Annotated in this window: 29 protein-coding genes; 17 read left to right on the forward strand and 12 right to left on the reverse strand. The window is 63.4% G+C overall.

The features are described 5' to 3' along the window. Positions 1-95 precede the first annotated feature (95 nt). Positions 96-737 (forward strand): molybdenum cofactor guanylyltransferase MobA, encoded by a 642-nt coding sequence (mobA, locus tag DCY11_RS11840; RefSeq protein WP_108683052.1) that lies wholly within the window; start codon positions 96-98, stop codon positions 735-737. Here mobA and fdhD read toward each other — a convergent pair. Continuing rightward, on the reverse strand, positions 734-1,564 hold the full coding sequence (gene fdhD, locus DCY11_RS11845; RefSeq protein WP_108683053.1) for a formate dehydrogenase accessory sulfurtransferase FdhD: 831 nt from the start codon (positions 1,562-1,564) through the stop codon (positions 734-736). The genes mobA and fdhD overlap by 4 nt on opposite strands. Before the next feature lie 239 nt (positions 1,565-1,803). Here fdhD and DCY11_RS11850 point away from each other — a divergent pair, with 239 nt between their 5' ends. From DCY11_RS11850 to DCY11_RS11865, 4 genes are all read left to right on the forward strand, one after another. Further along, the gene (locus tag DCY11_RS11850) at positions 1,804-2,328 is read left to right on the forward strand and encodes an HdeD family acid-resistance protein (protein WP_159079989.1); all 525 of its coding nucleotides are present in this window, start codon (positions 1,804-1,806) and stop codon (positions 2,326-2,328) included. 86 nt (positions 2,329-2,414) lie between these two features. Beyond that, positions 2,415-3,182: a VWA domain-containing protein gene (locus tag DCY11_RS11855; protein ID WP_208430461.1), complete on the forward strand. Its 768-nt coding sequence runs from the start codon at positions 2,415-2,417 to the stop codon at positions 3,180-3,182. A 39-nt stretch (positions 3,183-3,221) separates the two neighbouring features. Continuing rightward, a complete protein-coding gene (locus DCY11_RS11860) occupies positions 3,222-3,971 on the forward strand; it encodes a VWA domain-containing protein (protein ID WP_108683056.1) in 750 nt (249 codons plus the stop codon). 74 nt (positions 3,972-4,045) lie between these two features. Continuing rightward, on the forward strand, positions 4,046-4,768 hold the full coding sequence (locus DCY11_RS11865; protein WP_208430462.1) for a VWA domain-containing protein: 723 nt from the start codon (positions 4,046-4,048) through the stop codon (positions 4,766-4,768). 7 nt (positions 4,769-4,775) lie between these two features. Here the strand turns inward: DCY11_RS11865 and DCY11_RS11870 are convergent, their stop codons facing one another. Then, positions 4,776-5,933: an exo-beta-N-acetylmuramidase NamZ domain-containing protein gene (locus DCY11_RS11870; protein ID WP_108683057.1), complete on the reverse strand. Its 1,158-nt coding sequence runs from the start codon at positions 5,931-5,933 to the stop codon at positions 4,776-4,778. A gap of 338 nt (positions 5,934-6,271) precedes the next feature. Here DCY11_RS11870 and DCY11_RS11875 point away from each other — a divergent pair, with 338 nt between their 5' ends. Next, a complete protein-coding gene (locus DCY11_RS11875; RefSeq protein ID WP_108683058.1) occupies positions 6,272-7,273 on the forward strand; it encodes a Gfo/Idh/MocA family protein in 1,002 nt (333 codons plus the stop codon). Between the two features lie 11 nt (positions 7,274-7,284). On the opposite strand, the gene lpxB is transcribed toward DCY11_RS11875, so the two are convergent. Next, positions 7,285-8,451 carry a lipid-A-disaccharide synthase gene (lpxB, locus tag DCY11_RS11880; protein WP_108683059.1) on the reverse strand — a complete coding sequence of 389 codons (1,167 nt, stop codon included), beginning with the start codon at positions 8,449-8,451 and terminating at the stop codon, positions 7,285-7,287. Positions 8,452-8,672: 221 nt separating this feature from the next. Between lpxB and DCY11_RS11885 the strand changes: the two genes are divergently transcribed. The 5 genes from DCY11_RS11885 to DCY11_RS11905 all read left to right on the forward strand — a co-directional run bounded on the left by DCY11_RS11885 (position 8,673) and on the right by DCY11_RS11905 (position 11,465). Further along, the gene (locus DCY11_RS11885) at positions 8,673-9,077 is read left to right on the forward strand and encodes an ArsC/Spx/MgsR family protein (protein WP_108683060.1); all 405 of its coding nucleotides are present in this window, start codon (positions 8,673-8,675) and stop codon (positions 9,075-9,077) included. A 325-nt stretch (positions 9,078-9,402) separates the two neighbouring features. Further along, positions 9,403-10,275: a xanthine dehydrogenase gene (locus DCY11_RS11890; RefSeq protein WP_108683061.1), complete on the forward strand. Its 873-nt coding sequence runs from the start codon at positions 9,403-9,405 to the stop codon at positions 10,273-10,275. After that, complete coding sequence (locus DCY11_RS15770) at positions 10,268-10,477, forward strand: hypothetical protein (RefSeq protein ID WP_108683062.1); 210 nt, start codon at positions 10,268-10,270, stop codon at positions 10,475-10,477. The genes DCY11_RS11890 and DCY11_RS15770 overlap by 8 nt, the downstream gene beginning before the upstream one ends. Continuing rightward, positions 10,477-11,031 carry a DUF2478 domain-containing protein gene (locus DCY11_RS11900; protein WP_108683063.1) on the forward strand — a complete coding sequence of 185 codons (555 nt, stop codon included), beginning with the start codon at positions 10,477-10,479 and terminating at the stop codon, positions 11,029-11,031. The genes DCY11_RS15770 and DCY11_RS11900 overlap by 1 nt, the downstream gene beginning before the upstream one ends. Next, on the forward strand, positions 11,031-11,465 hold the full coding sequence (locus DCY11_RS11905) for a winged helix-turn-helix domain-containing protein (RefSeq protein WP_108683064.1): 435 nt from the start codon (positions 11,031-11,033) through the stop codon (positions 11,463-11,465). The genes DCY11_RS11900 and DCY11_RS11905 overlap by 1 nt, the downstream gene beginning before the upstream one ends. Here the strand turns inward: DCY11_RS11905 and DCY11_RS11910 are convergent. Beyond that, the gene (locus DCY11_RS11910) at positions 11,365-11,874 is read right to left on the reverse strand and encodes a TOBE domain-containing protein (RefSeq protein WP_108683065.1); all 510 of its coding nucleotides are present in this window, start codon (positions 11,872-11,874) and stop codon (positions 11,365-11,367) included. The genes DCY11_RS11905 and DCY11_RS11910 overlap by 101 nt on opposite strands. 32 nt (positions 11,875-11,906) lie before the next feature. On the opposite strand from DCY11_RS11910, the gene DCY11_RS11915 reads away from it, so the two are divergent. Further along, positions 11,907-12,110: a molybdopterin-binding protein gene (locus tag DCY11_RS11915; protein WP_108683066.1), complete on the forward strand. Its 204-nt coding sequence runs from the start codon at positions 11,907-11,909 to the stop codon at positions 12,108-12,110. 26 nt (positions 12,111-12,136) lie between these two features. On the opposite strand, the gene DCY11_RS11920 is transcribed toward DCY11_RS11915, so the two are convergent. The 8 genes from DCY11_RS11920 to DCY11_RS11955 all read right to left on the reverse strand — a co-directional run bounded on the left by DCY11_RS11920 (position 12,137) and on the right by DCY11_RS11955 (position 19,536). Beyond that, positions 12,137-13,057: an aldose 1-epimerase gene (locus DCY11_RS11920; RefSeq protein ID WP_108683067.1), complete on the reverse strand. Its 921-nt coding sequence runs from the start codon at positions 13,055-13,057 to the stop codon at positions 12,137-12,139. 25 nt (positions 13,058-13,082) lie between these two features. Continuing rightward, on the reverse strand, positions 13,083-13,994 hold the full coding sequence (locus DCY11_RS11925) for a PhzF family phenazine biosynthesis protein (protein WP_108683068.1): 912 nt from the start codon (positions 13,992-13,994) through the stop codon (positions 13,083-13,085). Beyond that, positions 13,991-14,848 carry an N-carbamoylputrescine amidase gene (gene aguB / locus DCY11_RS11930; RefSeq protein WP_108683069.1) on the reverse strand — a complete coding sequence of 286 codons (858 nt, stop codon included), beginning with the start codon at positions 14,846-14,848 and terminating at the stop codon, positions 13,991-13,993. The genes DCY11_RS11925 and aguB overlap by 4 nt, the downstream gene beginning before the upstream one ends. Positions 14,849-14,908: 60 nt before the next feature. Continuing rightward, on the reverse strand, positions 14,909-15,946 hold the full coding sequence (locus DCY11_RS11935; RefSeq protein ID WP_108683070.1) for an agmatine deiminase family protein: 1,038 nt from the start codon (positions 15,944-15,946) through the stop codon (positions 14,909-14,911). Between the two features lie 266 nt (positions 15,947-16,212). Beyond that, positions 16,213-16,425 carry a hypothetical protein gene (locus DCY11_RS11940; RefSeq protein ID WP_108683818.1) on the reverse strand — a complete coding sequence of 71 codons (213 nt, stop codon included), beginning with the start codon at positions 16,423-16,425 and terminating at the stop codon, positions 16,213-16,215. 228 nt (positions 16,426-16,653) lie between these two features. Beyond that, positions 16,654-17,607 (reverse strand): NAD-dependent epimerase/dehydratase family protein, encoded by a 954-nt coding sequence (locus DCY11_RS11945; protein WP_108683071.1) that lies wholly within the window; start codon positions 17,605-17,607, stop codon positions 16,654-16,656. Between the two features lie 103 nt (positions 17,608-17,710). Next, a complete protein-coding gene (locus tag DCY11_RS11950) occupies positions 17,711-18,679 on the reverse strand; it encodes a transporter (protein WP_159079991.1) in 969 nt (322 codons plus the stop codon). A gap of 164 nt (positions 18,680-18,843) precedes the next feature. Beyond that, a complete protein-coding gene (locus DCY11_RS11955) occupies positions 18,844-19,536 on the reverse strand; it encodes a Crp/Fnr family transcriptional regulator (RefSeq protein ID WP_108683073.1) in 693 nt (230 codons plus the stop codon). A gap of 181 nt (positions 19,537-19,717) precedes the next feature. Here DCY11_RS11955 and DCY11_RS11960 point away from each other — a divergent pair, with 181 nt between their 5' ends. The 5 genes from DCY11_RS11960 (at position 19,718) to DCY11_RS11980 (ending at position 25,449) form a co-directional block, all read left to right on the forward strand. Further along, positions 19,718-21,388: an arylsulfatase gene (locus DCY11_RS11960; protein ID WP_108683074.1), complete on the forward strand. Its 1,671-nt coding sequence runs from the start codon at positions 19,718-19,720 to the stop codon at positions 21,386-21,388. A gap of 109 nt (positions 21,389-21,497) precedes the next feature. Then, positions 21,498-22,541: an HAD family phosphatase gene (locus DCY11_RS11965; RefSeq protein WP_108683075.1), complete on the forward strand. Its 1,044-nt coding sequence runs from the start codon at positions 21,498-21,500 to the stop codon at positions 22,539-22,541. A 25-nt stretch (positions 22,542-22,566) separates the two neighbouring features. Beyond that, positions 22,567-22,959: a hypothetical protein gene (locus DCY11_RS11970; protein ID WP_108683076.1), complete on the forward strand. Its 393-nt coding sequence runs from the start codon at positions 22,567-22,569 to the stop codon at positions 22,957-22,959. Between the two features lie 116 nt (positions 22,960-23,075). Next, positions 23,076-24,293: a patatin-like phospholipase family protein gene (locus DCY11_RS11975; protein WP_159079992.1), complete on the forward strand. Its 1,218-nt coding sequence runs from the start codon at positions 23,076-23,078 to the stop codon at positions 24,291-24,293. Positions 24,294-24,423: 130 nt separating this feature from the next. Beyond that, the gene (locus DCY11_RS11980; protein ID WP_108683078.1) at positions 24,424-25,449 is read left to right on the forward strand and encodes a class I fructose-bisphosphate aldolase; all 1,026 of its coding nucleotides are present in this window, start codon (positions 24,424-24,426) and stop codon (positions 25,447-25,449) included. Positions 25,450-25,479 lie beyond the last annotated feature (30 nt).

A 25,479-nucleotide genomic window follows, 5' to 3' on the forward strand; every position in this document is an offset into this window, starting at 1 on the left:
GGCGGATCTATTGCTGAATGTTTCTCCCGTCTGTTCCGGACGGCGCATCGAAGCGGACGGTGACGGCGCCCCCTCCGGCGCCCTAAAGTCCCCGGATGAAAAAGATCGCTGGAATCATCCTCGCCGGAGGACAGTCGCGACGCATGGGCGGAGGCGACAAGAGCCTGCTTCCACTGCGTGACAGGCCTGTCCTGGCGGAGGTCGTCGATCGTCTTGTCCCGCAAGTCGGGCCCCTGGCCCTGAGCGCAAACGGCGACCCCGGCCGCTTCGCCGCCTTCAGCTTGCCCGTCGTGCCGGACACGCTCGAGGGGTCTCACGGGCCGCTTGCCGGTATCGAGGCCGGGCTGTCCTGGGTGCGGGCCCAATGTCCCGGTGTTGCTTTCGCCGTGACCGTGCCCGGCGATACGCCCTTCATCCCTGCGGACCTGGTGGCGCGTCTCGTTGAAGGGAAGGGCGAGGCCTCGATGGCGGTCGCTGTTTCGGCGGTGGGCCTTCATCCCGTGGTCGGGCTCTGGCCCGTGGGGATGGCGGATGCTCTTGCGGACGCCTTGGCGCGCGGGGACCGCAGGGCAAGCCAATTCGTCCGGACGCAAGGCGCGGCGGAAGTTTTCTTCGCGCCTGTCTCGATCGCCGGGACCGAGGTCGATCCGTTCTTCAATATCAATACGCCCGAGGATATCGACTACGCCCGGGAGCTGACGGCGCGCGCTTCGCCATCGGCAAACGACTCGCGCTAGGCCACGTCGCTTTTCGAGGCGCCGGCGATGCGGTGCGGGTGGGTGAAGACTTCGAACCCGTCTTTCCGGGCGACGGCGGCCAGTGTCATGCCGCACGCCTCGGCCATGCGCACGGCAAGCGCCGTCGGCGCCGACACGGCGACAACCAGGGGTGCGCCGATCATGGCTGATTTCTGGATCATCTCGATTGAGACCCGGCTCGTCAGAACGACGATGCCTTGGGACGCGTTGCCGCCCTTGCGCACGCAGGCGCCAGCAAGCTTATCGAGCGCATTGTGACGACCCACGTCCTCGCGCACGGCAACGAGGCCGCGTGCAGGCTCCCAAAAGCCCGCGGCGTGGACCGCGCGCGTCTCCCGATTGAGCTCTTGATGGGTGGCAAGCGATGCCACGGCCGTCATGATCTCGTCCGGTGTCAGCACCTGACCCTGGCCCACCTCGGGCGGGGGGCGCATGGCTTCGTTCAGGCTCTCGACGCCACAGAGGCCGCAGCCGGTGGGACCCGCGATCTTGCGGCGGCGCCCCAAGAACTCGGCCGCGTCCTTAGCCTTCAGCCACACACGCAGCTCGATGCCGGGCTCTTCCTCGATGATCTCGACAGTGTCGATGGCGTCCGGCGACGTCACGATCCCTTCGGTGAGGGCAAAGCCGACCGCAAAGTCCTCGAGATCCTGAGGGGTCGCCATCATCACCGCGTAGGACGCCGTATTGAACGTAAAGGCGATCGCGGTCTCTTCCGGGATCGCGCGCGTGCCAGCGGTCATCGTTTGCGAGGCGGAATCCGAGCGCCAGATCGAGCAGGGGACGCGGACGATGGGCTTGATCATAAGGCACTCCCGGGCCGGCCCGTGATCGAAGGCGGCCGCTAGAGAATCACTTCTCTTAGATACTGGAACATATCAGCCTTCACCACCGGGTGCGGGAGGCGAATAAAGCGGTGGAATTCAAGGGGATTCACTTATCGTCCGGCGTCGACACGGCCGAGTTGCTATAATTCTATGCACTTTCCGCGGGCGGGGGCCTGCGGCAACAACATGTCTTCAGGGAGGAAATGAAGATGGCTGGTATGACCGCCTCAAAGAGTCAGTCCGATATCTGGTGGGTGTTCTTGCTCGAAGGGATCGCATCGATCCTGTTCGGATTCTTGCTGATTACCCGGCCCGCGGAAACGCTGGTCGCTCTTGTGATCTTCCTTGGTCTGTATTGGTTGTTCATCGGCGTGCTTGAGCTGGTGCGCGTGTTCGTGGACGACACCGTGCCCTGGTACTGGTCGCTCATCATCGGCATCTTGGGCATCCTGGCCGGTATCATCGTCCTCAGGCACCCGCTCTTCTCCGCGATCATCCTGCCGACGGCCATCGTCCTGTGGCTTGGCATTCTGGGCGTCGTGATCGGTGTCATCGGGATCATCGGGTCCTTCACCGGCGGCGGGATCGGCTCCTTCATATTCGGCGTGGTGAATTTGATCATCGGCGTTATCCTGCTCGGTGCGCCAATTCCCGCGGCCGTGGCCGTTCCGATCGTTTTCGGAGCGCTCCTACTGATCCAGGGCGTGATCCTGATCGTATACGCCTTCAATATCCGCGAATAGCGCGTCTCCTGACAGAGCGCCTTCTCGCGGCCGCCCATAGGGCGGAATGAGAAGCTTCTTGCGGGGAGGAGGGTGTGAGAGTGCAGTTGCAGCGTAGAACCCTCCTCGCAAGTCTCCTTCTTGTGGTTCTAATTGCCGCGCCCGCGGATCGCGGCGCGGCGCAGGACCAGAAAACACCGTGCACGGAAGATGCGATGATCGTCTTCGACGCCTCGGGCTCGATGGCGGGGAATCTCGGTCAGGGCATCATGACCGAGAAGCCGCGGATCTTCGAAGTGCGCCGCGCGCTCGCGCGCGTTCTGCCCAGTATCACCCAATATCGCAAAGTGGGTTTGATCACCTACGGTCCGGGTCCCTACCGGCAGTGCAATGTCCACCTCGACCTGAAGCCGATCGCCGATGCTGCCGAGCCCATCATGACTGTGGTCTCAAGACTGAACCCGGCCGGCAAGACGCCCTTGACTGAAGCGGTGGAGCAGGCGGCGAACGTGCTCGACCACCGGAGGAAGCCCGGTGTCGTGGTGCTGCTCACGGATGGCGAGGAGACCTGTAACCGCGATCCTTGCGCCTTGGGAAAGAAGCTCACGGCGACGAGCAGCAATCTGACCGTGCACGTCATCGGCTTTCAAATGAAGAACTTCACCTGGACCGGCGAGACGAGCGTTCTGGACGTCAAATGCCTCGCGAAGGAGACCGGAGGCCTCTACATCTCGGCGCAGAACGAGGAAGACCTCGTCAAAGCCTTCCAGCAAACCCTCGGCTGCCCCATCATGTCGGGCTTGGAGACGACGTCGGCCTTGGACTCGCGCCGCGTTTTGGCCGATAAGTCTTCCGGGTTCGCTGTCGGTCCATAGACAGCCACGGGCTCGCGAGTTTCTGGGCGAGGGAATTTCATGACTGGGATGGGTTTTATCGGGCGATGCTGCCTTGTTCTCATGGCGGTCTGCCTTTTGCCGGTCGAGGGCCGTGCCGCCGACGAGGTGGTACCCTGCACCGAAGACGCCATGATCGTCTTTGACGCGTCAGGTTCGATGGCGGGCAGTCTTGCCGAGGGTATCGGCGCGAAGATCCGGCGCATCGACGAGGTGCGGAAAGCTTTGGCCCAGGCGCTTCCCCGCGTGACCCATTTTCGGAAGATCGGGCTCATCACCTACGGTCCCGGTCCCTATCAGCAATGCAACGTCAATCTGGACCTGAAGCCGATCGCCGACGCCGCGGAGCCCATTCTGCACGCGGTCGATGGACTCAACCCGGCGGGCAAGACGCCCATGACGGAGGCGGTCGAGCAAGCGGCCGATGTGCTCGACTACAAAGCCAAGCCCGGAATCATCGTGGTTCTGACCGACGGTGAGGAGACTTGTGGCGGCGCACCCTGCGACCTTGGCAAGAAGCTCAAGAACGAGGGCGCGCGGCTGACGGTGCACGTTATCGGCTTCCGCATGACGGCTTTCTGGACGGCGGCGCAGAGCGCGCTCGACGTGCAATGTTTGGCGAAGGAGACGGGCGGGCTCTATATCGCTACGAACAGCCAGGAAGAACTCGTCAAGGCGTTCGAAAAGACGCTCGGCTGCCCCATGATGTCGGCCGTGGATCCGTCGGACCTCGAGCAGCACGCTTCCGCAAGCCTACGTTTGCACCCTTAGGGCAAAATCGGCGATAAGTGACCGGCCCCTGGGTTCGCCATGGGTCTGCCATCGGAAACGTTGCGAGCTGTCGTATGAAGCACCTTTTCGATTATCTCGCGTGCGCCGTGCTGCTGCTGTCAGGCGCCCTAACCGGGGCGATGCCTGCCCATGCTGCCGAGCAGCCAACGCCGTGCACCGAGGACGCGATGATCGTCTTCGATGCGTCGGGGTCCATGTCTGGAAATCTGGATCCGTTTTCGACGGTGGTGCAGTTGCGCATCGACGAAGTCCGCAAGGCGCTGCGGCGCGTCTTGCCTCGGGCGCAGCTGAACCGGAAGATCGGTTTGGTGACCTACGGTGCCGGCGCATACAATCAATGCAACGTGCAGCTGGAACTCCGTCCGACACCGCAGGCGGCGGCGCCGATCATGCGCATCGTCGACGCCCTGCGTCCGGCCGGCAAGACACCGCTGACGCAGGCGATCGAACAGGCCGCCGAGGTGTTGGACTACCGCAACCAGCCCGGTGTGATCGTCGTCCTGACCGATGGCCAGGAGACGTGCGACGGGCACCCTTGCGAGCTGGGCAAGCGCTTAGGCGCAGAGGCGCCCAATCTGACCGTCAACGTCATTGGCTTTCGCTTGCAGTCCGACTCGTGGCTGGGCGCGCAGAGTTATCTCGACGCCAAGTGTCTCGCCGAAGAGACAGGCGGAACCTATCTGAACGTCCATGGCGAGGACGACCTCGTCAAAGCGTTCGAGCAGACGCTGGGTTGCCCCATGATGTCCATGTGGGAACCGGGTACGGTTCGTTAGAACGGGCTCAGTAGAGCAGGTAGGGAAGTCGCAGCGCCGAGAATTCCGCGACGCCTGTCGTCCAACTCTCCGCAATGTCCATGACGGCGACTTGCGCTTCGACCTGTTCCCGGAGTTCCGGCGAGCCGGCCAGAATATCGATCGGCATTTTGTCGTGCTCGTACTCGTACGGCCCTTCGCGCCATGCGAACTGTTCCGGCGCAAGTCCATAGCACTCGCGGATTAGCGCGGCGCCGGCGATCACGGGCTCGAAGGCTTCGCGCTCCGTGATGTGGAGCTGACATCCGCCGCAGGGCGTCTTGGCGTGCTTCTGGAACGTGGGTTCGAACACGACCGGACGGAAGTAGACACCGCCCAGACCGTGCGCGTTCATGCGTGCTGCCAGCGCTTCCGCATCCAGGTAGGGCGCGCCGATCAGCTCGAAGGGGCGCGTGGTCCCGCGCCCTTCCGAAACCATCGTGCCCTCGAATAGCACCGTGCCGGGATAGACGATCGCCGTCTCCAGCGTCGGCATGTTGGGGGAGGGCATGATCCACGGCACGTCCGTGTCGTCGAAATAGTCCGTCCGGGACCAGCCTTCCATGGTCACGGTCTCGAGCGGCGCATCGATCTCGAAATGCTCGTTGAAGAGTTTGGCGAGCTCGGCGACGGTCATGCCGTGGCGCATGGGAATGGGAAACTGACCGACAAAGGATTCGTAGCCCGGCTCCAGCATGGGCCCCGCCACCGCAACGCCGCCGATCGGGTTGGGGCGGTCGCACACGATCACGGGCGTCCCCGTCTTGGCGGCCGCGCGCAGGCAGTTCGCCATCGTGTAGATGAAGGTGTAGATGCGTGCGCCCACGTCCTGCAGGTCGATCACGAGCACATCGATAAGATCGAGCATCTCCTTGGTCGGCTCGCGGGTCTCGCTGTAGAGCGAGAAGATCGGAACGCCCCGCTTGGGGTCGGTCGCGTGCGGCGTCTCGATCATGTTGTCCTGCAGATCGGAGTTGAAGCCGTGCTGCGGACCGAAGATCGCCGCAAGGTCGAACGTATCCGAGGCTGCAAGCTGGTCGACGATGTGGCGGTAGTCGTGATCGACCGAGGCGGGATTGGCGAGAATCCCCACTTTCAGCCCATTGAGCCGGCCTGAGGCGAGAAGGCGTTCGGAACCGAGCAGCATGGCCTAGAGCCCTCCTAGCGAGCCGCGGGGCGGTTGCGCATCGAAAATCGGGTGGTGCGGCATTCTGTTCTCCCCATGCGCAGACCGTTGCTGGCGGCCGAGCGGCGTCTATCGCCAAGCGCCGCCAAGGACTTAACCGGAGTCGCCCGATCTTTCCACGCCCCAATTTCGCAAGCCTCCCCGCCATTCCCGTCCTTGGGGCTGGCGATGGGGCCAATTTTGCGACAAAAAGCCGGGCAAGGAACACCCTCTTGAAGAGGGGCAAGCAAAGCAACTCGGGGCCCGGCAGGGCAATTCACCGCTTAAGCAGGCGGGACAGCGTTGAGAGGATTATCGGAATGGCGGATCAGATTCGGACGGCGGTCGTGGGCACCGGGTATTTCGGACGGTTCCACGCAAATCACTACACGAAGAACCCCGATGCGAAGCTGGTTGCCGTCGTCGATTCCAATCCCGAGCGGGCCAAGGCGATGGCCGATGAGTTCGGCGCCGAAGCGGTGATGGATCACCGCGAGATCTACGACAAGGTCGATGCGGTGAGCGTGGCCGTACCCACGCCGTTCCATTTCGACGTGGCGCGCGACCTGATCGATGCAGGGCTTCACGTCAATATCGAGAAGCCGATCACCGAGACGGTCGAGCAGGCGCAGGTTCTAACCAAGCTGGCCGAGGAGCGCGGCACCGTGCTGCAGGTCGGCCATATCGAACGCTACTCCGCCGCCTACCGTGTCATCTCTGAGAAGATCGACCGCCCGCTTTATCTTGAGAGCTACCGGATTGCGCCCTGGAAGGCGCGCGGCGTGGACGTGGACGTCATTCTCGATCTGATGATCCACGACATCGACATGATCATCGGTCTGGTCGGCTCGCCCGTCTCCAGCGTCGATGCGGTCGGCACCGGCGTCATGGGCCGCAAGGTCGACATCGCCAATGCGCGGATCAATTTCGAATCCGGCTGCGTGGCGAATGTCACCACGAGCCGGATCAGCTACAAGACCGAGCGGCGCTTGCGGGTCTTCTCGCACAGCCAATATTTGAACTGCGATCTCGGCGAGCGGAAGATCTTCGGCTACAGCCTGCGCGGCGATCCCATGACCGAAGGGCTCGCAGCTATCGCCACCGACACGGTGGACATCCCCCAGGAGGACAGCCTCGGCAACGAGATCGCCTCGTTCCTGGACTGCGTACGGACCGGGAAGAAGCCGTTCGTGGACGGCTATGCGGGGTCGGAGGCTTTGCGCGTTGCCGTGATGATCAACGAGAGCATCGACGCACAGCTCAAGAAGGTGCAGGCCTGGCTCACACCGGGCTCGCCTGTCTCCGTCTCTGCTAAAAGCTAGGCGGTTCGCGCTCAGGTTTCGCGGTTCGCGATAAGATCGAGCACGACTTTTGCGGCGCGTTTGCTCGGCGGCGGATCGGCGTCGCCGAGAACGTGCAAGACCTCGGAGAAGCCCTCCTGCTGCGCGGCGCGCGCCTCGGGAGATCCTAGCAGAGTTCCGACTTTCTCCGCGACGGCCTCCGGCGTGCAGTCTTCCTGTATGAGTTCGGGGACCACCTCGCGATCGGTGAGCAGGTTCACAAGCGAGGCGTATTTCACAGCGATGGGCATGCGGCGCACGATGAACACGGTGAGGGCACTCACGCGGTAGGCCACGGCCATGGGAACGCGCGCGAGACCTAGCTCCAAAGTCACCGTGCCGGATTTCGCCATGGCGACGTCGCTTGCCGCAAACGCATCGAAACGTTCTGCAGGATTCTTCACATGCAGGACTGGCAGCGGCCAGTCCTTCGTTTGCTCTTCGACTTGTTCCGCAACATTGGGCGCGACGGGGATCACGATCTGAAGGTCCGGATAGCGCTCGGCCAAGAGCGCCACGGCCTCGGCGAAGACCGGGAGCATGCGCCGCACTTCGCTGTTCCGGCTTCCCGGCACCACGCACAGCACGGTTGCCGCATCCGCAATGCCATGCGCCTTGCGGAAGGCCTTGCCGTCGCCGGCCAGAGCGGATTCGATCGCGGGGTGGCCCACATAGCTCGTCGGCAGTCCGTGTTCGGCGAAGAACGGTACCTCGAAAGGCAGTAGTGCCATGAGATGATCCACGCGCTTGCCCAGTGTCTTGGCTCGGCCCGCGCGCCAGGCCCAGGCTTGCGGCGCCACGTAGTGCACGATCGGAATGCCCGACCCGCGCAGCTTGTCCGCGACGCGCAAGGTGAAGCTCGGCGCATCGACCGTCACCACGATATCGGGCTTCATCTTGCGGATCGTCGCCGCGGTCTCACTCATCCGCCGAAGGAGGCGCGGAAGATGCGGCACGACCTCGGCAATGCCGATCAGTGCCAGCTCGCGCATGGGAAACAGGCTCTTCAGCCCTTGCGCCTCGCTTTGCGGGCCGCCGATGCCGGCGATTTGGATGCGGCCGCCGGTCATCTCCCTCAGAGCGGCGATCAGCCGTCCGGCGAGATTGTCGCCGGACGGTTCGCCCGCGATGATAAAGACCAGCGGCTCCTGCCGATTCATGCTACGCTCCGATTTGTATTCGTCAGCCCTAGGACTTAGGGCAGGCGGGGGCCGTTGTTCCAGAAAAATTGGCCACGACGCGTGTCGTATCCCCGACAACCCATGTCGTCGGCATGCTGTGGCGGTCCCACAAGCCTCTGAAATGTTGGTGAGATTTTCTGCTGGCGCAAACCTTGCTCCCCAGGGCGGAAACTCTTGTAGCGAGAAGGACGTCAGGACGAATGGCGAAAGTAATCTTCTATGAAAAGCCCGGATGCGGCGGAAATGCACGGCAGAAGGCCCTGCTGAAAGCGTCGGGCCACGAATTGGAGGTGCGCGACCTCCTGAGCGAGGCCTGGACGCCCGAAACGTTGCGGCCCTTCTTCGGCACGCGCCCGGTGAGCTCTTGGTTCAACCCGTCCGCGCCGCGAATCAAATCCGGGGAAATCAACCCGGACATGATTGGGGCGAGCAAGGCGCTCGCGATGATGATCGAGGATCCGCTGTTGATTCGCCGGCCACTGATTCAAGTCGGCACGCGCCGCGAAACCGGTTTCGAGCAGGATCAGGTGGATATCTGGATCGGTCTATCGAAGACGCGCGAGCCGGTGGATGAAACCTGCCTGAAAGCGAAAGCAGGTGTCTAGGCCTCAGCAGCGGCCAGGCACGGGATTTGGCGTGCCGGGGCTGCTCACTCGACGTGGATACTGAACTTCGTGCTGTGCTTATCGCCGGGAGAGACGGGGCGCAGCGCGGTTCGCGGCCCGGATTTGTTATATTCGCGACAATATAGGAACTCCCGCAAGAGTCCGATTTGTTATATCCTCGACAATATAGCATTGGCGAGTGTGCAAGGACGTGGGCTGGAATGGGGACTGTTTCCCAACAGATTGAAATTGCGGTGATTTCTCCTTACCTCGGAGTTGGCCTGCGGCTTGCTACGACAAAAGCCGAGCAAACGACGCAACACCCATGAACCGCAGTCTTCAATCACCCGTCCCGCCAGCGCGGCAGCCCGTTGCCATGGTGCTCGGCACCAACGAGATCGCCTCGGCCGTGGCCGTCCATCTCAAGCGCGGCGGCTACGCTGTCGTGCTGAGCCATGATCCGTTTCCGCCGGTGATCCGGCGCGCGATGGCCTTTCACGACGCGCTGTATGGCGACCCGGCGGTGCTGGCGCTCCTTCATGGTCAGCTTGCGGAGACGGGGCCCGAGCTTTCCGTGGTTTCGGCCAGACCAGATTGCGTTGCCGTATCGCCGCTTCTCCTCAACGACCTTCTCGCTTGGCGCATGCCGCAAGTCCTCATCGACGCGCGGCTTCAGAAGAATCGCGTGACGCCGGATTTGCGCGGCATCGCACGCCTGACGGTCGGCCTCGGACCCAATTTCGCGGTCGGCCGCAATTGCGACGTGGCCATCGAAACGCGCCCCAAGAAGGCTGGCGACATCGTCGTTCGGGGGCGTACCGACGAACCGGACGGGGTGCCGCCGGCTCTCGGAGGCGTGGGCAAGGAGCGGTTTGCCTATGCGACGACCGACGGGCTTTGGCATACGCCCATCGAGATCGGCATGCGTGTCTATAAGAACGTCATCGTTGGAACGCTGGGGAGCGTCGCCGTTCGCGCGCCGATCGACGGACACGTGCGGGGCATCGTCCGCGATTCGCTCACCGTCGAGGCGGGCGGCAAGCTGCTCGAGATCGATCCGCGCGGGCGGAATGCGGTTTGGACGGGCATGGACGGCCGCGGCCGCACCATCGCCCGCGCCACCATGAAGGCGATTCGGTTGCGCACTGCGCAGCGGGCGAGCCGTGGGAACGGATCCAAGGAGGTCGTCGATGGCTAGGGTGGTCTTCTACGAAAAACCCGGTTGCGCGGGGAATGCGCGGAAAAAGCCGCTGCTCGTCTCGTCGGGCCACGCGCTCGGAGTGCGCGACCACCTGGCGAAGTCCTGGACGCCTGAGCGTTTGCGTCCGTTCTTCGGATACCGGCCCGTCAGCGATGCCTGTCGGAACGAGGCGCCCCTTCTTCAGCGGGGGAGGGCGTGATGGCCAGAATTGCTGCGTTGCGCGGGTCTTCGTCGGCCCATCAGGCACTGCTCGCCACGTTCGCACAAAATGTCCGCGATGCCGGCTATCGCGTGGCGGGTCTGGTGCAGATCGCCCAGCCGTGTTCGAGCGGGTGCGAGGGTCTCGCCTTGCAGGACCTCTCGACCGGCGACGTCCTCCCGATCTCGCAAGATCTCGGTCCGGGATCGACTGCGTGCAAGCTCGACTCGGCGACGCTGGCCGATGCCTGCGCCCGCGCGGAGCGGGCGATTGTCGGCGGTGCGGATCTCATGATCCTGAGCAAGTTCGGTAAACTCGAAGTCGTGCGCCATGGCCTCGTCGATGCGTTTCGTGCGGCGATGCTGGCGGGAACGCCCGTCGCCACGTCGATTGCGGCCGAGGCGATTGCGGCCTGGCAGGACTTTGCCGGTCCGTTCGCCGACTTCGTGCCGGCAAATGCGGCAGACCTCGATGAGTGGTGGGGAACGGTAAAAGATTTGCGTGCGCTAGATGAGCCAGCCGAAGCCCTGGCCGGCGATGGAGGCATGAGCTAATGGGACGCGCAGCACCAGGCTCGGCGCACATGGAGATCACGATCCGGTTTGCCAATGGCGGGACCGTCACGGCGGAGGATATCGATCTTATCGAGGCCGTCCGCCGCGCGCGGTCGATCCTCGGGGCCAGCAAGGCGACGGGCGTGTCCTACCGGAAATGCTGGTTGACCGTCGATGCGCTCAACCGCTGCTTCGAGACGCCCGTGTTCGAGACGTTTCCAGGACGGCGCGGTGGCGGCGCTGCGCTCACGGATTTCGGCGCGCGGCTCGTGGCGCTCTACCGCTCCGTCGAGAGGCGCGCCGGAAACGCCGCGGCGCCGTCTCTTGCAGAGCTCACCGCGGCTCTCGATCCGGACTATCAGCCCCGCGCCACGTCCGGGGCTGCGGCAGGTCGTGTGGCTCAACCGCGTCCTTCCCGATGGCAACAGTCTTGATCATGGCCCAGGCATTGAGATGCGGCTCGAGACCAAGCCGCTCGACGGATTCGCTGGTGACCAACGCCGTCAGCGATGTCGAACCGAGATTAAACGTGATCTGGACGAAGGGAAGTTCCAGCGCCTCTACGCCGACGATCGTGCCGGGCAAACGATTGGTGATGGAGACGTCCATAGGACGTGACAAAGCGATGGAGACGTCGCGGGCGAAGATTGTCACCTGCACCCCCGAACCGGCCGGGGCGTCGACGAGGGGAACCCGCAGTTCTCCGTCACCGAAGAAAAGCGTCGACAGGCCGTACCGCGTGTCGTGGCGCAGAACGCGCGCGACAAGGGTCGTCGACAATGCCGGCGGTGTACCCGCCGCCGAAACGTTCGCCGTGCCTTGTGTCTCGGTGACGTCAGTCATGACTTGTTTAATACCACTAAGGAGCAATCAGCATGAAGATATCCGCACGCAACGCTATCCCCGGCAAGGTCGAAGAGGTCAAGATGGGCGTCACGACCGCGCATGTGCGCATTGATGTCGGCGGCACCGTCGTCACCGCTGCTATCACCAACGAAGCGGTCGAGGATCTCGGGTTGGCCGTCGGCGACGAGGTGCGCGCCATTATCAAGGCGTCCGACGTGATGGTTGCGAAGTAGAGGAGAGCCCAGCCTGATGCCGGGTCTCACTCGACGCGGATACGGAATGTCGCGCTGAACGTGTCGCCGGGGGAGACGAGCCGCAGCCCGTCTTCGCTGATGAGCGCGTTGGCGGGCGCCGTCATCGGCTCGAACGCGATGTAGTTCTGATCGTGCGGCGCGTAGACCTGCGTGTGCGTGTAACCGTCGAGCAGGTCCACGGCGATCTGATGCCCGCCGTACGCGATGGAGAGCGTTGCTTGAGGTTCGAGCAGCGCGAACCCGTCGTCGAAGCTCTGCATGCCGAGCAACGCATCGAGGCCCGGGTATTGCTCCGAGGCGCCTGTCGGAATTTGGCGGGCATCCAGCGTGAGGTGGCGCATTTCCGGCAGACGGATATGCCAGTTCGCGCGATCTTGTTCGAAGCCGAAATAGGGGTGAAAGCCGAAACTCACCGGCACATCGATATCGCCTGTCGCCGTCAGCGCGGTCTTGATCGTCAAGCTGCCGGACTCGACGGTGGCACTCAGCGTCAACTGACAGGGATAGGGAAACACGGCGAGGCCTTGGGGATGGGACCAGTCGAGCCGTGCCGTCAGGGCGGTGCCTGAAACATCGGCGACGGCCCATTTGAGGTGCGGCCACATCAGACCATGCATGGGCAGCCCGTTCTCGTCGTAGCGCAACACGAGCGAATGCGGCGGCAGTGTCACACCGCGCCCTGCAACCTCGTATTGAAAGTCGGCGAGGCGGTTGGCGAAGGGAAACAGGAACGGAATGCCTACGGTGCGATTGGCGGCTGCGGCGACGATGAGGTTGTCGACGCGCCGCAAGGCTTCCAGGCCATCTCTCTTCAGCGAAATGCCGATCATTCCGTAGCTGGGGAGAAAGACGGCCTCGGTGTCGCCGGCTGCGATGCGGGTGGCATTGGGGTCGCCGAGAAGGTTGGGGATGTGCGTCTCAGTCACAAGCGTTTCCTTCCGCGTGACGCGATCATCGAACCGTCAGTGTGCCGCTCATCACAGAGATACACCGTCCACCGACCTTTGTCGCCGTGACAACGCCGCCGCGCTTCGCGGCCATCGCTTCCACCAAGCTCGGACGCCCCATATCGACGCCTTGGCCGATCCGTGCTTTGAGGACGAGATCCGGCTTGCTGTTAAGATGCGCCAAAAGACCGATTAAGGCCACATTCGCCGAGCCCGTCGCCGGGTCCTCGGGAATGCCGTGGAGCGGCGCAAACATGCGGGCCTGGATAGGCGGATCGTTCGAGGGTTCGCGAACATACAGAAACAGGCCGTCCGCCATCTCGCGCGGGAGCTGTGCCTCGAACGCGGCCTCGTTGGGCTTGGCTGCCCGCAAGGCGGCGCGGTCCCGGAGCTGTGTGAACACGAACGGGTTGCCCGCGCTCGCGATCAGGGGTAGGTGCCGGCTCTGCTCGATGGCATGGGTGGGCAGTCCGCACAGTGCCGCGACAACGCCCGGCGCCACGCCCGAGCCAATCTTGAGCGGCTGCGGGGCCGCCACATGGGCCCCGACGATACCGGCGCCGTTGCGCAGCACATTGATCGTAACTAGGCCGCCGAGTTCCTCGAACGTGAGCTTGTCGTCGGCGTAAGCCTTTCCCCGGCGTTCCGCCTCGGAGGCCAGGACATAGGCCGTGCCTACATTCGGATGGCCCGCGAAGGGCAGTTCCGCGCGCGGCGTGAAGATGCGGATACGCGCCGTGTGGGCCGGATCCTGCGGGCGCAGCACGAACGTGGTCTCGGACAGATTGAACTCGGCTGCCACCGCCTGCATTTGCTCCGTCGTGAGCGCATCGGCGCCATGGACGACGGCCAGCGGGTTGCCGCCGAACTGGTGCTCGGCGAAGACATCGACGGTGTTGAAGCGATAAAGCGTCATGTCAGCGCAGTCCCATAGAGATCCGTGCGGCGGTCCCGGAAGAACCCCCAGTTCGCGCGATAGGCGGCGATCTCGTCGAGATCGAACGTTGCCAAGATCACGCCTTCGGCGTCGTCTTCCATGCCGGCGACGATCTCGCCTGTGTGATCGGCGGCGAAGGAGTGCCCGTAATAGCGTTGGCGCACCCCGTCATTGTCTTCCTCGCCCACGCGGTTCGCGGCGATGACGGGGACGGCGTTGGCAACGGCGTGACCCTGCATGACCCGGCGCCAGCGTCCGCTCGTGTTCAAGCCCTCGTCATAGGGCTCCGAGCCGATGGCGGTGGGGTAGAGCAGGAGTTCCGCGCCCTGAAGCACCATCGCCCGCGCCGCCTCCGGGTACCATTGATCCCAGCAAATGCCGACGCCGATCGTGCCGTGCCGCGTGCGCCAAGCCTTGAACCCCGTGTTGCCGGGGCGGAAGTAGTACTTCTCCTGATAGCCCGGGCCGTCGGGAATATGGCTCTTGCGGTAGACGCCGAGGATTGTCCCGTCCGCATCGGCGATGGCGACGCTGTTGTAGAAATGGGGCCCGTCCTTCTCGAAGAAGGAGATGGGAATGACGACGTTGAGGGCGTTTGCGAGTGCAGCGAACGTCCGCACGCACGGGTGCTCGTCCACGGCATAGGCCGTTTCGAACCATTTCGGATCCTGGCGGGTGGGGAAATAGATGCCCTGAAACAGTTCGGGCGGCAGAACGACCTCAGCGCCCTGGGCAGCCGCCTCGCGGATCAGGGCTTCGACCCGTGCGATGTTGGCGGTCATGTCATGACCCAAGGTGGTTTGAACCGCAGCAACTGTCACCTGGCGCGCCATGACCTGTTCCTACTGGCCTATCCCCAAGGCCCGTTCCGACTGTCCGACCTGATCGGTCCCTTACTGAGATAAGAGACGCCCGCGGGTGAAGTCCGGTTCCTCGCGGGTGATGCAATGGAAGGCGCCGCCGCCGGCGTCTCCTGCTCCGAGGAGCCCCGCGGCGGGAAGCCCGACAACCTTGCGGTCCGCAAACAAGGCTTGCAAGCGCTCGAGAGCGTCCGCTTGCGTATTTGTGTCGAAGACCGGCACGACCACAATGCCGTTCGCGATGGCAAAGTTAAGGTGGGATGCGGGCGCCACCTCGCCGAGCGCGTTGAGAATGCGGCCTGGGCCCGGAATTGGTATGACCTCGATGGTGCGCCCGTCGGCATCGGTCGCGCCCTGAAGGTTGCGCGCGATCGCCTCGAACACCGCGGCGTTCGGGTCGTCCGGGCCTGCCGGTTCTTGGATGACGATGCGGGCCGGGCCGACAAATCGGGCAATGTTGTCGATGTGACCGTCGGTGTGGTCGCCTTTGAGCCCTTCGTCGATCCAGAGGACTTTGCGCGCACCGAGTGCGCTACGCAGTGCCGCTTCGGCATCGCCTTGCGACCAGCCGTTCCGGTTTGGGTTCAGGAGCGTTTGCCTGGTGGTGAGGATCGTGCCCGCCCCGTCATGGTCGATGGCGCCGCCTTCGAGCACGAAATCGAAGTCCTGCGTGGCGACGCCGGCCAGCCTTGCGATGTCGTCGCCGACGGTCTCGTCGCCCGGGAGCGAGAATTTGCCGCCCCAGCCATTGGTGCGGAAACGCAGAGCGAGAGGCTCGCCGCGCGCCGTGGCAAAAAGGGGGCCGGTGTCGCGCAGCCAGATGTCTCCGTACTTTGCGGGGACAATGTCCGCGACGTCTCCGACCGCACTCTCGGCCGACTGCTGCGCTTCCGCGCCGTCGACGAGGAGGCGGACATGGTTGTCCGGCGCGAGTGCGCGTACCAGCGCCGCCACGTCTCGTCGGGGGGAATCGAGGTCGCCGTTCCATTCTTCGGCCGCGGCCGGCCACGCGGTCCAGATCGCCTTCTGCGGCGCCCATTCGGGAGGAGGTGGATATCGGCCGAGGGCCAATCTGTCGTCGAGGGGTGCAAAGGCGACCGAGCCTGTGAATTATAGGTGGGAGCGGCAGGGCCGTGTTCGGGGCGCGCCGGGGTCCATGAATGCCGGCGCGATGTTTAGGGCGCGGAATTTGGCCCCGCAAGGGCCTCGTTGCTTAGGCGGCAGCGATCAGGTTGGATTGCCCGACAGGGTGTGCGGCCGAGCCGAAGTGCCTCGAGCCATCGCGCAGGCGCAAAGGAAGCGCGCCACGCGCCCGTTCGTATTTGCAGTTGCCAAATCTAGGCCGAAGCCACCCACACACCGGCGACGTAGCCGAATGCCACGGCGTCAGGGTTCTTCCGCGCGGCCGCCAACAGCTGCTCTTCGGCATCGACCTTGAGCCGATAGTCGCCGAGCCGTTGCGCTTCACGAATACCCTTGAAGTCGTCCTTGCAGTAGCCGCTCAGAAGAATGACCTTCTTGCCGCGAACGACAATCTTGGGGAGTGCCATACCCGCCTCCAACTGCGCCATCCTCGAGATGCGCCCCGCTCGTTAAAGCGTCGGAGACGATTTCATCATCGCAGACAGCGATTTTACAACAGCGACCCCCACGTCAGCCTGAAAACACTATAGGCGGAGAATGCGACATTGATAAGACGTGTGATCCGAAAAGTACTTAAAATTCCGAGTGTTGCGCGCTGCAGCATCGATGCGGTGCAGCAATTTCCGAATCGTTGGTCAGCTGGGCATTTGCCGCGCGAGCGCGGCCAAGCCCTGTTGCGTCGCAACAGGCGGCGCCCAGTTCAGCGCGCGTAATGCGGCCGGATCGGCCACGAGGGAGCTGAACAGCGGCCCGGTTTCGATCTGTGGACCGACGGCGGCCAAGGCAGCCTTGAGCAGGGATGGCGGCACGTAGAACAGCCCGGCCCTGCGGCCGAGCCCCTGGCGCAAGGCGCGAACAATCTCGGCCACGGTGACAGGGGCAGGGTCGGCCACGATAAAGGGCCGGTTCAGCGGCTGCGGCGCCGTCAGGATCCGGTCCACGGCCTCGACCAGATTGTCGAGCGCGAGGAGCGAGTGCCGCGCCTTCAGGCCGGCCAGCGGCAGCGGGTAGGGCGCGCGGGCGAGCTTCATGAGCTTGGCGATATTGCCGCCGGCTCCCGGACCGTAGACGAGGGCGAGGCGCAAGGCGGCCCAATCGAGGCCCGTCTCGGCCACGCCCAGTTCCGCTTCGAGTTTCGACCGGCCGTAGGCGTCGGTAGGCCGGGCCTCCTGATCCTCGGTCAGCACGCAAGATGCCGCCGGGCCCGATTGGGCGCGAATGGACGACAGGAACAGGAAGCGCTTCACCCGGGCGCGTTTGGCCGCCTTGGCGAACCGCACCGTCGCGTCGGTATTGAACAGGCGGTAGTCGTCCTCGGGCAGGCCGGTCATGGCGCGGGGAATGCCGGCGGTGTGGATCACGGCATCGACCTCCGCGAGCGCCTCGGACATGTTGTAGGGCTTGGCGATGTCGCCGATGAGGACGCTGGCGCAGGACTCCGGCATCTGGGTGGGCCGCCGCAACAAAACGCGGACACGGTAGCCGCGGTCCGTGAGGCCTTTCAGAAGATGCTGGCCGATGAAACCCGTCGCGCCGGTGAGGGCCACCAGCGGTTTGCGGTCCGGTTCTTGAGCCTTTGCGCCCGGCATGCTGCTCCACGCTTCACGACGGGCGCTGGCCCGTCCTTCAGAACACGGAGTTCACAATCACAATTGGGCTAGAGCAAGCCCTTCGCCGGCCTGTCTCGAAGTCTCAGAATTTGAAGCTGACCGCCGCGTCGAAGGTCTCCCCTTCGAACGTATTCTTGGCGTTGAACTCCTTGTAGTACTTCACGATCACCGTCAGAGCCTTGGTCGGATCGGGGCTGGTGGTGAAGGTGACGATGGGGCCGACGCCATAGACTTCGGACTCGAACGCTCCCAAGCGCGCGCCCGCGCCACTGTCGCCGGTCACCTGGATCATGCCGTAGCTCGCCACGCCCACGCCCAAGGGTCCGAAATTCTTGGTGATCGTGCCTTCCAGATTGACGATGTCGCCGGTGAGGTAGTTCGTTGCCGTGTTCTCGGTGTTCCATGTGTAGAGCACGGCGCCGGTCGCCTGCCAGCCCGTCTGCGGATCGAAATAGGTGGCCGCGAAACGGGGCATGAAAGCCCAATGATTGAGGCTCGTGTTCGCGAGTTGATCGGTGCTGTAGTCGCCCGTCGGCGCCAGGACGAACATGGCGACGTTCCAGTGCCAATTGCCCTCGTTCCAGCCGAGGATCGCCGGTGCGAAGACCATGTCGCCGAGGGCAAAATTGTTATCGCCCCGGTTGACGGTGAACCCGCCGACCGTGTTTCCGAGCGGTCCCGTGAAGGTGGGGATCCCTAGTCCGACATCGACGTCCATGGCGACCACGGTCGGCGTGACGTTCACCGCAAACGTGCCGCCGAGAGGCTTCCACGGTGTCACATAGGTCAGAGAGCCCACCGTTGCGGTGAAGTTCTGGTCGACGCCAAGGTCGACACGGCCATTCAAGATCGTGGTGTCGGCACTGCCGCTGTAATCGTAGACGTCGGTGCGGAGATAAAATCCGGGCACGGAGGGGATGACCCCGCCAAAGATGTCCGTGTAGCCCTTGAGCCAAGGACTGGCACCGAACTCGGCGCTTTGCGCGGCACCTGGTGCCGATACGGCGGCAAGCAGTGCCAAGCCGCCGGCAACGAGACTCTTTCTGGCCATCGATTTTGCCCCCCGTTTGCTGCCTTTTGGCATTCTTGAGGGGAGTCTATCCCGGGCATGGCTCGTATCGCCATGGCATTTTGCGTCAGCGCCCGCGGATCACGGGGCGCCGTGCATATTTGCAACAGGCTGTGTTCTCGCGGTTGTGTGGACCCGCCGCCCGGCTAACCCCTGATGACTTTCTGTAGGCCTTTGGGGTCGACGACTTTGATCCGGCCATACCCTTGCTCCACAAGGCCGTCGCGCACGAAGCGGGCGATTGTGCGCCGCAGCGTCGGCAAGGAGACAGCCAATAGCTGCGCGAGGTCGGGCTGAGAGATTCGAACCCAACCGTCGGCCTTCGGATGAGCGTCTGTTTCGAGGAGCAGCCGGTCGGCCACCCGCTTGTCGATGGAGACGATGGCCAGGTTCGCGAGAACGTTGAGGGCGATCCTGACGTTCTCATAGGCGAGCGTGTAGAAGTCCGTGTGCAGCCGGGGATCCTCGCGCACGAGACGGGTAATACCCTGAGGACTGAGCTGAACCATTGTTGTCGTCCCGGTGGCATGAACCGAGACGAGGCGGGGGGCATCGGCAAAAAGCGCGAGGTCGCCGATCCAAAAGCCGGAACCGGCGTGGTGCGCGATGTAATCTTCGCCGTCGTTCCGCGGATAAGCGATCTTGATGGATCCATCCACCATGCCGAAGACGCCGTTTGGGTTTTGCCCCGCGAGATAGATCGGCTCATGGGCCTCGAAGGTCCTGAGCCTCGCGATCGCGGCCAAGCGCTTTTGCGTCTCCTTGCTGCGCTCCGAGAACCACCCATGCGATTGCAGGACCCGAAGGGCGCCGTCCAGGTCCCAAGACTGTTTCTTCATACGGGAATCTCGTCAGGTGAGCAGGTTTTGATTAGCTGGGGAGAGTATGATCCGGTACTTTCCTTTACGCGACAATGAAGTCCGCACGGTTCACTGGGAGGTCAGAACCGTAGCACGCAGATCAACTTCATCGCGTTCCCAAACTTGCGCAGAGAATGTTGAACAAACAAGGAGTGCTAGGATGAGTTTCGGCTTGTACAAGCAGTTATGCGGCCTGTCGGTTGCTGCGCTGTTGGCCTGCGGTGGGGTTGCCCATGCGCAGGACACGAAGAGCAGTTCCGAAGGCGAGGCCAAGAAGCCCAATATTCTTTTGATCGTTTCAGACGACACCGGGTGGGGCGATCTCGGCCCTTATCTCGGCGGCGAGGGGCGGGGCATGCAAACCCCGAATTTCGATAAGCTCGCCAAAGAAGGCATGGTCTTCACCAATTTCTATGGCCAGCCGAGCTGCACGCCCGGCCGTGCCGCGATTCAGACCGGACGTATTCCGAACCGCAGCGGCATGACCACCGTGGCCTTCCAGGGTCAGGGCGGCGGTCTGCCGGCTGCCGAATGGACGCTGGCGTCGGTCCTGAAGAAGGCCGACTACAACACCTACTTCACCGGCAAATGGCATTTGGGCGAGTCGGACTATGCGCTGCCGAACGCCCAAGGCTACGACGTGATGAAGTACACCTTCCTCTATCACCTCAACGCCTACACCTATCCCGACCCCAAGTGGTTCCCGGATATGAGCCCTGAGCTGCGGGAGATGTTCAAGAAGGTGACCAAGGGCTCGCTTTCCGGCAAGGCCGGCGAGAAGCCGGTTCAGGACTGGGAAGTCAATGGCGAGTATGTGAACACGCCTGAGAAGGGCGTGGTCGGCATCCCCTATCTCGACGAGTATGTCGAGAAGGCCGCGACCGAATTTCTCGAAGAAGCCGCCAAGTCGGACAAGCCGTTCTTCATCAACGTGAACTTCATGAAGAACCATCAGCCCAACATGCCGGCACCGGAGTTCGAGCATAAGTCGATCTCGAAGTCCAAGTACGCCGATGCGGTCGTCGAGCTCGATACCCGTGTTGGCAATCTCTTGAAGAAGCTGGACGAACTCGGCCTCGCCGACAACACCGTGGTCTTCTACACGGTCGACAATGGTGCCTGGCAGGACGTCTATCCGGACGCCGGCTACACGCCGTTCCGTGGCACCAAGGGTACGGTGCGCGAAGGCGGCAACCGCGTGCCGTCCATGGTGCGCTGGCCCGGTAAGGTGGACGGCGGCTCGAAGAGCGACGCCATCCTGGGCGGTCTTGATCTGATGGCGACGTTCGCTTCGGTCGCGGGCATTGAGTTGCCGACGGAGGACCGTGACGGCAAGCCGATTATCTTCGACAGCTACGACATGACCCCAGTCTGGACCGGCAAGGGCAAATCCGACCGCAAGGAGTGGTTCTACTTCACCGAGGACGAGCTTTCGCCCGGTGCGGTTCGCGTGAACCAGTTCAAGTACGTGTTCAACCTGCGCGGCGATGACGGTGCCCACACGGGGGGGCTCGCGGTCGATACGAACCTTGGCTGGAAGGGTGCAAGCAAGTATGTGGCGACGGTCCCTCAGGTGTTCGACCTCTTGGCCGATCCGCAGGAGCGCTACGACATCTTCATGACCACCTTTAAGGAAAGCACCTGGGCGGTGGTTCCGGCCAATGAGTCGGTGGCGAAGCTCATGAAGTCGTACGTGAAGTATCCGCCGCGGAAACTTCAGAGCGAGACCTATACCGGTCCGATCACCATCTCCAGATACCAGTTGCTCAAGTCTGTCCAAGAGCAATTGGCAAAGGATGGCTTCAGCATCGGGTTGCCCACGGGCAACTAGTTCCGACGCGCGAGGCTTCGTCTAACGAGGCTTCGACCAATAGGCTATAAGAGAGGCGGCCCGGCGACGGGCCGCCTCTTTTCGTTTTGCGCGTGACGGGAGTGACAACATGATCACGACAGTTCGCCTCATGGCTGTTGCTGCCCTGATAGGCGTGTGGATGGGAGCGTCCCCGGCTCCGGGGGACGATGCGCCCGACCCGCTACCGTCCTGGAACGAGGGTTCGCTCAAGTCCAACATCCTCGACTATGTCGCGCGCGTGACGACCGAGGGCAGCCCCGACTTCGTGCCGAAGCCCGAACGCATCGCCACGTTCGATAATGACGGGACGCTGTGGGTCGAGAAGCCTGTCTATACGCAGTTCGTTTTCGTCATCGATCGAGTGAAGGCGGTGGCGAACCAGCATCCGGACTGGAAGACGAAGGAACCGTTCAAGTCCGTGCTCGACGGGAACACCGAGAAGCTTCTCACCTACGGCGAGAAGGGCGCCATGGCGCTCGTGACCGCGACCCATAGCGGCATGACTACGGTGGAGTTCAACGACATCGTGTCCACCTGGCTCAAGACGGCGAAGCATCCGAGGTACAAGCGCCTCTATACCGACCTCACCTATGCGCCGATGATCGAGCTGCTGGAGTATCTACGCGCCAACGGCTTCACGACCTTTATCGTATCCGGGGGCGGCACGGCCTTCATGCGCGCCTATACCGAGCAGTGCTACGGCATCCCGCCCTGGCAGGTCGTGGGCTCGTCCGGGGAGACTGAATTCCGCTACTGGGACTCGAGCCCGACCCTCGTGAAGCTGCCGGACCTCTTGTTCTTCGACGATGGGCCCGGCAAGGCGGAAGGCATCAATCACTATATCGGCCGGCAGCCGATCTTCGCCTTCGGCAACTCCATCGGCGACAAGGAGATGCTGGAATGGACGGCGAACTGCAAAGGCCTTTGCTTCATGGGGCTTGTTCATCACGACGATGCGAAACGCGAATACGCCTACGGGCCTGATTCAGATGTTGGGCGCTTTCCCGTCGAGTTGATGGAAGATGCCTTGGCGAACGGCTGGAATGTCGTCAGCATGAAGGACGATTGGAATCGGATTTTCGCCTGGGGCGCGCCTGAGGCGGCGGTGCCCGCGCAGGCACCGCAGGACTGAGCGACAATCGAGGGGGGGGGTAGCGATGACCGCTTGGCTTGTCCTGATATCGGGCTGTATCGAAGTTCTGTTTGGTGCTTCGGCCATACTCGCTCCGGCCCTGGTCGTGGCCGGTGTCGGCGGGACCGATCTGGACGGTCCGGCCATGGCGCTCATACGCCTTCTGGGTGTGGCGACGTTGGCCGTCGGGGCCGGCGCTTTGCTGGGCCGGACCTGGGCGGCGCGGTCGCCCGATCCCGAACGGGCGTACGGCCTTGGCTCGTACGCGGCCGTCTCCCTGGCGATCTACAACATCGTCGCGGCGCCTGTGCTGCTTCTCGGAGCCATGGCCACCGGCAGCAGCGGGCTATGGGGAGGCGGCGCGCTCCACGGCGTCATCGCGCTGCTGTTCGTCTACGCGCTCGTGGCGCGCCGCTGACGAACCCCGCTGCCTTGCGAAAACATGCCTACTAGCAAGACCTGGCAGGTTTGCTGTAGGTTCTTGCCCGATAAGGGAAAACGCGTATCTGAGCGGTGCTTCCCTGGGGGAAAGTCTTGGGGAAGCTTTGTACTGTGTTCGCCTGCCGTAATCTTGCGCGGGCCCTTGCTCTTCTGACCATCGGAGCGTTGCTCGGAGGGTGCGCCGTCGCCGGCGCCCGCAATGCCGTTCCGGTTGGGCTCCAGGACAGCGCGAAGGTGTCCGGCATGGGATCGGAGACGATCCGCTTTTGGGGCGATGAACTGCCGCCGAACGTGGCCGCCTATCGCGCCAAGCGCGCCGCGCAGCTGAGACAAAACAACCCGAAATTGCGTCAGGGGGGACGGCCTGTCATGAACTCGTTGGCGCTGTCCGGCGGCGGCCCGTATGGCGCCTATGGCGCGGGCGTCTTGGCCGGCTGGACGGCGGCCGGCACGCGGCCAAGCTTCGACGTGGTCACGGGTGTGTCCACGGGGGCGTTGAGCGCGCCGTTCGCCTTCCTCGGACCGAAATACGACCCTGCGCTGCGGCACGTCTTCACGCAGTCCCAGACGAAAGACATCGCGCTCCTGCGGCCCGTGAAGGGGCTTCTCGGCGGGAGTTCGATGTCGAGCAATGCGCCGCTCGCGAAGCTGATCGCCCATTATGTGACGCCGTCGTTTCTCGCTGAAGTCGCGGCCGAGCATCGCAAGGGGCGCCGGCTGCTGATCGGAACGACCAATCTCGATGCGGGGCGCCCGGTCATTTGGGATATGGGCGAAATCGCAGCGAGCGGTCGCCCCGAATCCGTCGAGCTCTTCCGGAGCGTCCTGCTTGCCTCTGCCGCCATCCCCGCGGCCTTCCCGCCGAGCTTCATCAAGGTCACCGCGGACGGCTATAGCTTCGAGGAGATGCACGTGGACGGCGGGACGACGCGCGAGGTCTTCCTCGCGCCGACGCAGCTCACGGTGGGGAGCGTGAACAAGGATCTCGGCGTTAAGCCCATCCGGCGCTTCTACGTCATTCTGAACGGCTATGTGATGCCGCACCCGAAAGCGGTGAAACCGTACACGATGGACATCGCCGGCCGCGCGATGTCGACGCTGCTCACGAACCAGGGGGTCGGAGATCTTTACCGGCTGTATGAGTTCTGCCAGCGTAACGGGATCGCCTATAATCTGGCTTACATCCCTGAGGGCATCCAGGACACGAGCACCCAGCTCTTCGATCCGGTGTATATGACCGCGCTCTACGATGCGGGTTTCGAGATGGCCCGGCGGGGCTATCCCTGGCAGCACCAGCCTCCGGGGCTTTAGGCCAGCGGCGCATTTTGCCCTTGCTGACAATCCCCGGCGAAAGCCCGGAATCGTGGCTTGTAACAGGCGCCCCGGCATGGCTTATGGGCTGCAATACGCGCTGACGTTCAGAGTGACACGGAGGAACGACATGGATCTTGAGGCCTTGAACAAAGTCGCCACCGCCATGACCCAGCCGGGCAAGGGGCTTCTTGCGGCGGACGAATCAAGCGGGACGATCAAGAAGCGGTTCGACGCGATCGGCGTTGAATCGACGGAAGAAAACCGGCGCGACTACCGCGAATTCCTGTTCCGCACCGAGCCGGCCATGAAGGACCGGATTTCGGGTGTCATTCTGTACGACGAGACCATCCGCCAGAAGGCGGCCGACGGCACGCCGCTGGTCAAGATCATCGAGGCCGCAGGCTCCATTCCCGGCATTAAGGTGGACGCCGGCGCCAAGCCGCTCGCCTTCTGCCCCGGTGAGACCATCACCGAGGGCCTCGACGGCCTGCGCGACCGGCTGATCGAATACCGCGAACTCGGCGCCAAGTTCTGCAAATGGCGCGCCGTGATCAATATCGGCGATGGTATTCCGAGCCACGACGCCATCAACTCCAATGCCCACGCGCTCGCCCGCTATGCGGCGCTGTGCCAGGAGCAGCAGCTCGTGCCGATTGTGGAGCCCGAGGTCCTGATGGACGGTGACCACACGATCGAGCGCTGCGAGGCCGTGACGACGTGGACGCTGAAGACCGTGTTCATGGAGCTGTACTACGCGAAGGTGCAGCTCGAGGGCATGGTGCTGAAGCCCAACATGATCGTGCCTGGCAAGAAATGCGCGACGCAGGCTTCCGACGAGGAGATCGCTGACCGGACCATCCGAGTCTTGAAGGACTGCGTACCCTCCGCCGTGCCGGGCATCGCCTTCCTGTCGGGCGGTCAGGATGATGTAGAGGCTACCGCGCGCCTCGACGCCATGAACCGCATTGGCGGGTTCCCTTGGCACCTGACCTTCTCCTATGGCCGCGCGCTGCAGCATGCGCCGCAGGTTGCCTGGTCGGGTAAGAAGGACAACGTGCCGGCGGCGCAGGCCGCGTTCTCGCATCGTGCGGAGATGAACGGGCTCGCGACGCTCGGCGAATGGACCGAAGCGATCGAGAAGAAGGCCGCGTAAAATAGCCTTCCGGTACTGCTTGGAAACGCG

This window comes from Methyloceanibacter sp. wino2 (genome assembly GCF_003071365.1).
Taxonomy (GTDB): domain Bacteria; phylum Pseudomonadota; class Alphaproteobacteria; order Rhizobiales; family Methyloligellaceae; genus Methyloceanibacter.

Excerpts from the sequence above, each read along its gene's own strand:
- mobA (WP_108683052.1), top strand. The coding sequence starts at position 96 with ATGAAAAAGATCGCTGGAATCATCCTCGCCGGAGGACAGTCGCGACGC.
- fdhD (WP_108683053.1), bottom strand. The coding sequence starts at position 1,564 with ATGATCAAGCCCATCGTCCGCGTCCCCTGCTCGATCTGGCGCTCGGAT.
- DCY11_RS11850 (WP_159079989.1), top strand. The coding sequence starts at position 1,804 with ATGACCGCCTCAAAGAGTCAGTCCGATATCTGGTGGGTGTTCTTGCTC.
- DCY11_RS11860 (WP_108683056.1), top strand. The coding sequence starts at position 3,222 with ATGACTGGGATGGGTTTTATCGGGCGATGCTGCCTTGTTCTCATGGCG.
- DCY11_RS11865 (WP_208430462.1), top strand. The coding sequence starts at position 4,046 with ATGAAGCACCTTTTCGATTATCTCGCGTGCGCCGTGCTGCTGCTGTCA.
- DCY11_RS11870 (WP_108683057.1), bottom strand. The coding sequence starts at position 5,933 with ATGCTGCTCGGTTCCGAACGCCTTCTCGCCTCAGGCCGGCTCAATGGG.
- DCY11_RS11875 (WP_108683058.1), top strand. The coding sequence starts at position 6,272 with ATGGCGGATCAGATTCGGACGGCGGTCGTGGGCACCGGGTATTTCGGA.
- lpxB (WP_108683059.1), bottom strand. The coding sequence starts at position 8,451 with ATGAATCGGCAGGAGCCGCTGGTCTTTATCATCGCGGGCGAACCGTCC.
- DCY11_RS11885 (WP_108683060.1), top strand. The coding sequence starts at position 8,673 with ATGGCGAAAGTAATCTTCTATGAAAAGCCCGGATGCGGCGGAAATGCA.
- DCY11_RS11890 (WP_108683061.1), top strand. The coding sequence starts at position 9,403 with ATGAACCGCAGTCTTCAATCACCCGTCCCGCCAGCGCGGCAGCCCGTT.
- DCY11_RS15770 (WP_108683062.1), top strand. The coding sequence starts at position 10,268 with ATGGCTAGGGTGGTCTTCTACGAAAAACCCGGTTGCGCGGGGAATGCG.
- DCY11_RS11900 (WP_108683063.1), top strand. The coding sequence starts at position 10,477 with ATGGCCAGAATTGCTGCGTTGCGCGGGTCTTCGTCGGCCCATCAGGCA.
- DCY11_RS11905 (WP_108683064.1), top strand. The coding sequence starts at position 11,031 with ATGGGACGCGCAGCACCAGGCTCGGCGCACATGGAGATCACGATCCGG.
- DCY11_RS11910 (WP_108683065.1), bottom strand. The coding sequence starts at position 11,874 with ATGACTGACGTCACCGAGACACAAGGCACGGCGAACGTTTCGGCGGCG.
- DCY11_RS11915 (WP_108683066.1), top strand. The coding sequence starts at position 11,907 with ATGAAGATATCCGCACGCAACGCTATCCCCGGCAAGGTCGAAGAGGTC.
- DCY11_RS11925 (WP_108683068.1), bottom strand. The coding sequence starts at position 13,994 with ATGACGCTTTATCGCTTCAACACCGTCGATGTCTTCGCCGAGCACCAG.
- aguB (WP_108683069.1), bottom strand. The coding sequence starts at position 14,848 with ATGGCGCGCCAGGTGACAGTTGCTGCGGTTCAAACCACCTTGGGTCAT.
- DCY11_RS11940 (WP_108683818.1), bottom strand. The coding sequence starts at position 16,425 with ATGGCACTCCCCAAGATTGTCGTTCGCGGCAAGAAGGTCATTCTTCTG.
- DCY11_RS11945 (WP_108683071.1), bottom strand. The coding sequence starts at position 17,607 with ATGCCGGGCGCAAAGGCTCAAGAACCGGACCGCAAACCGCTGGTGGCC.
- DCY11_RS11950 (WP_159079991.1), bottom strand. The coding sequence starts at position 18,679 with ATGGCCAGAAAGAGTCTCGTTGCCGGCGGCTTGGCACTGCTTGCCGCC.
- DCY11_RS11955 (WP_108683073.1), bottom strand. The coding sequence starts at position 19,536 with ATGAAGAAACAGTCTTGGGACCTGGACGGCGCCCTTCGGGTCCTGCAA.
- DCY11_RS11960 (WP_108683074.1), top strand. The coding sequence starts at position 19,718 with ATGAGTTTCGGCTTGTACAAGCAGTTATGCGGCCTGTCGGTTGCTGCG.
- DCY11_RS11965 (WP_108683075.1), top strand. The coding sequence starts at position 21,498 with ATGATCACGACAGTTCGCCTCATGGCTGTTGCTGCCCTGATAGGCGTG.
- DCY11_RS11970 (WP_108683076.1), top strand. The coding sequence starts at position 22,567 with ATGACCGCTTGGCTTGTCCTGATATCGGGCTGTATCGAAGTTCTGTTT.
- DCY11_RS11980 (WP_108683078.1), top strand. The coding sequence starts at position 24,424 with ATGGATCTTGAGGCCTTGAACAAAGTCGCCACCGCCATGACCCAGCCG.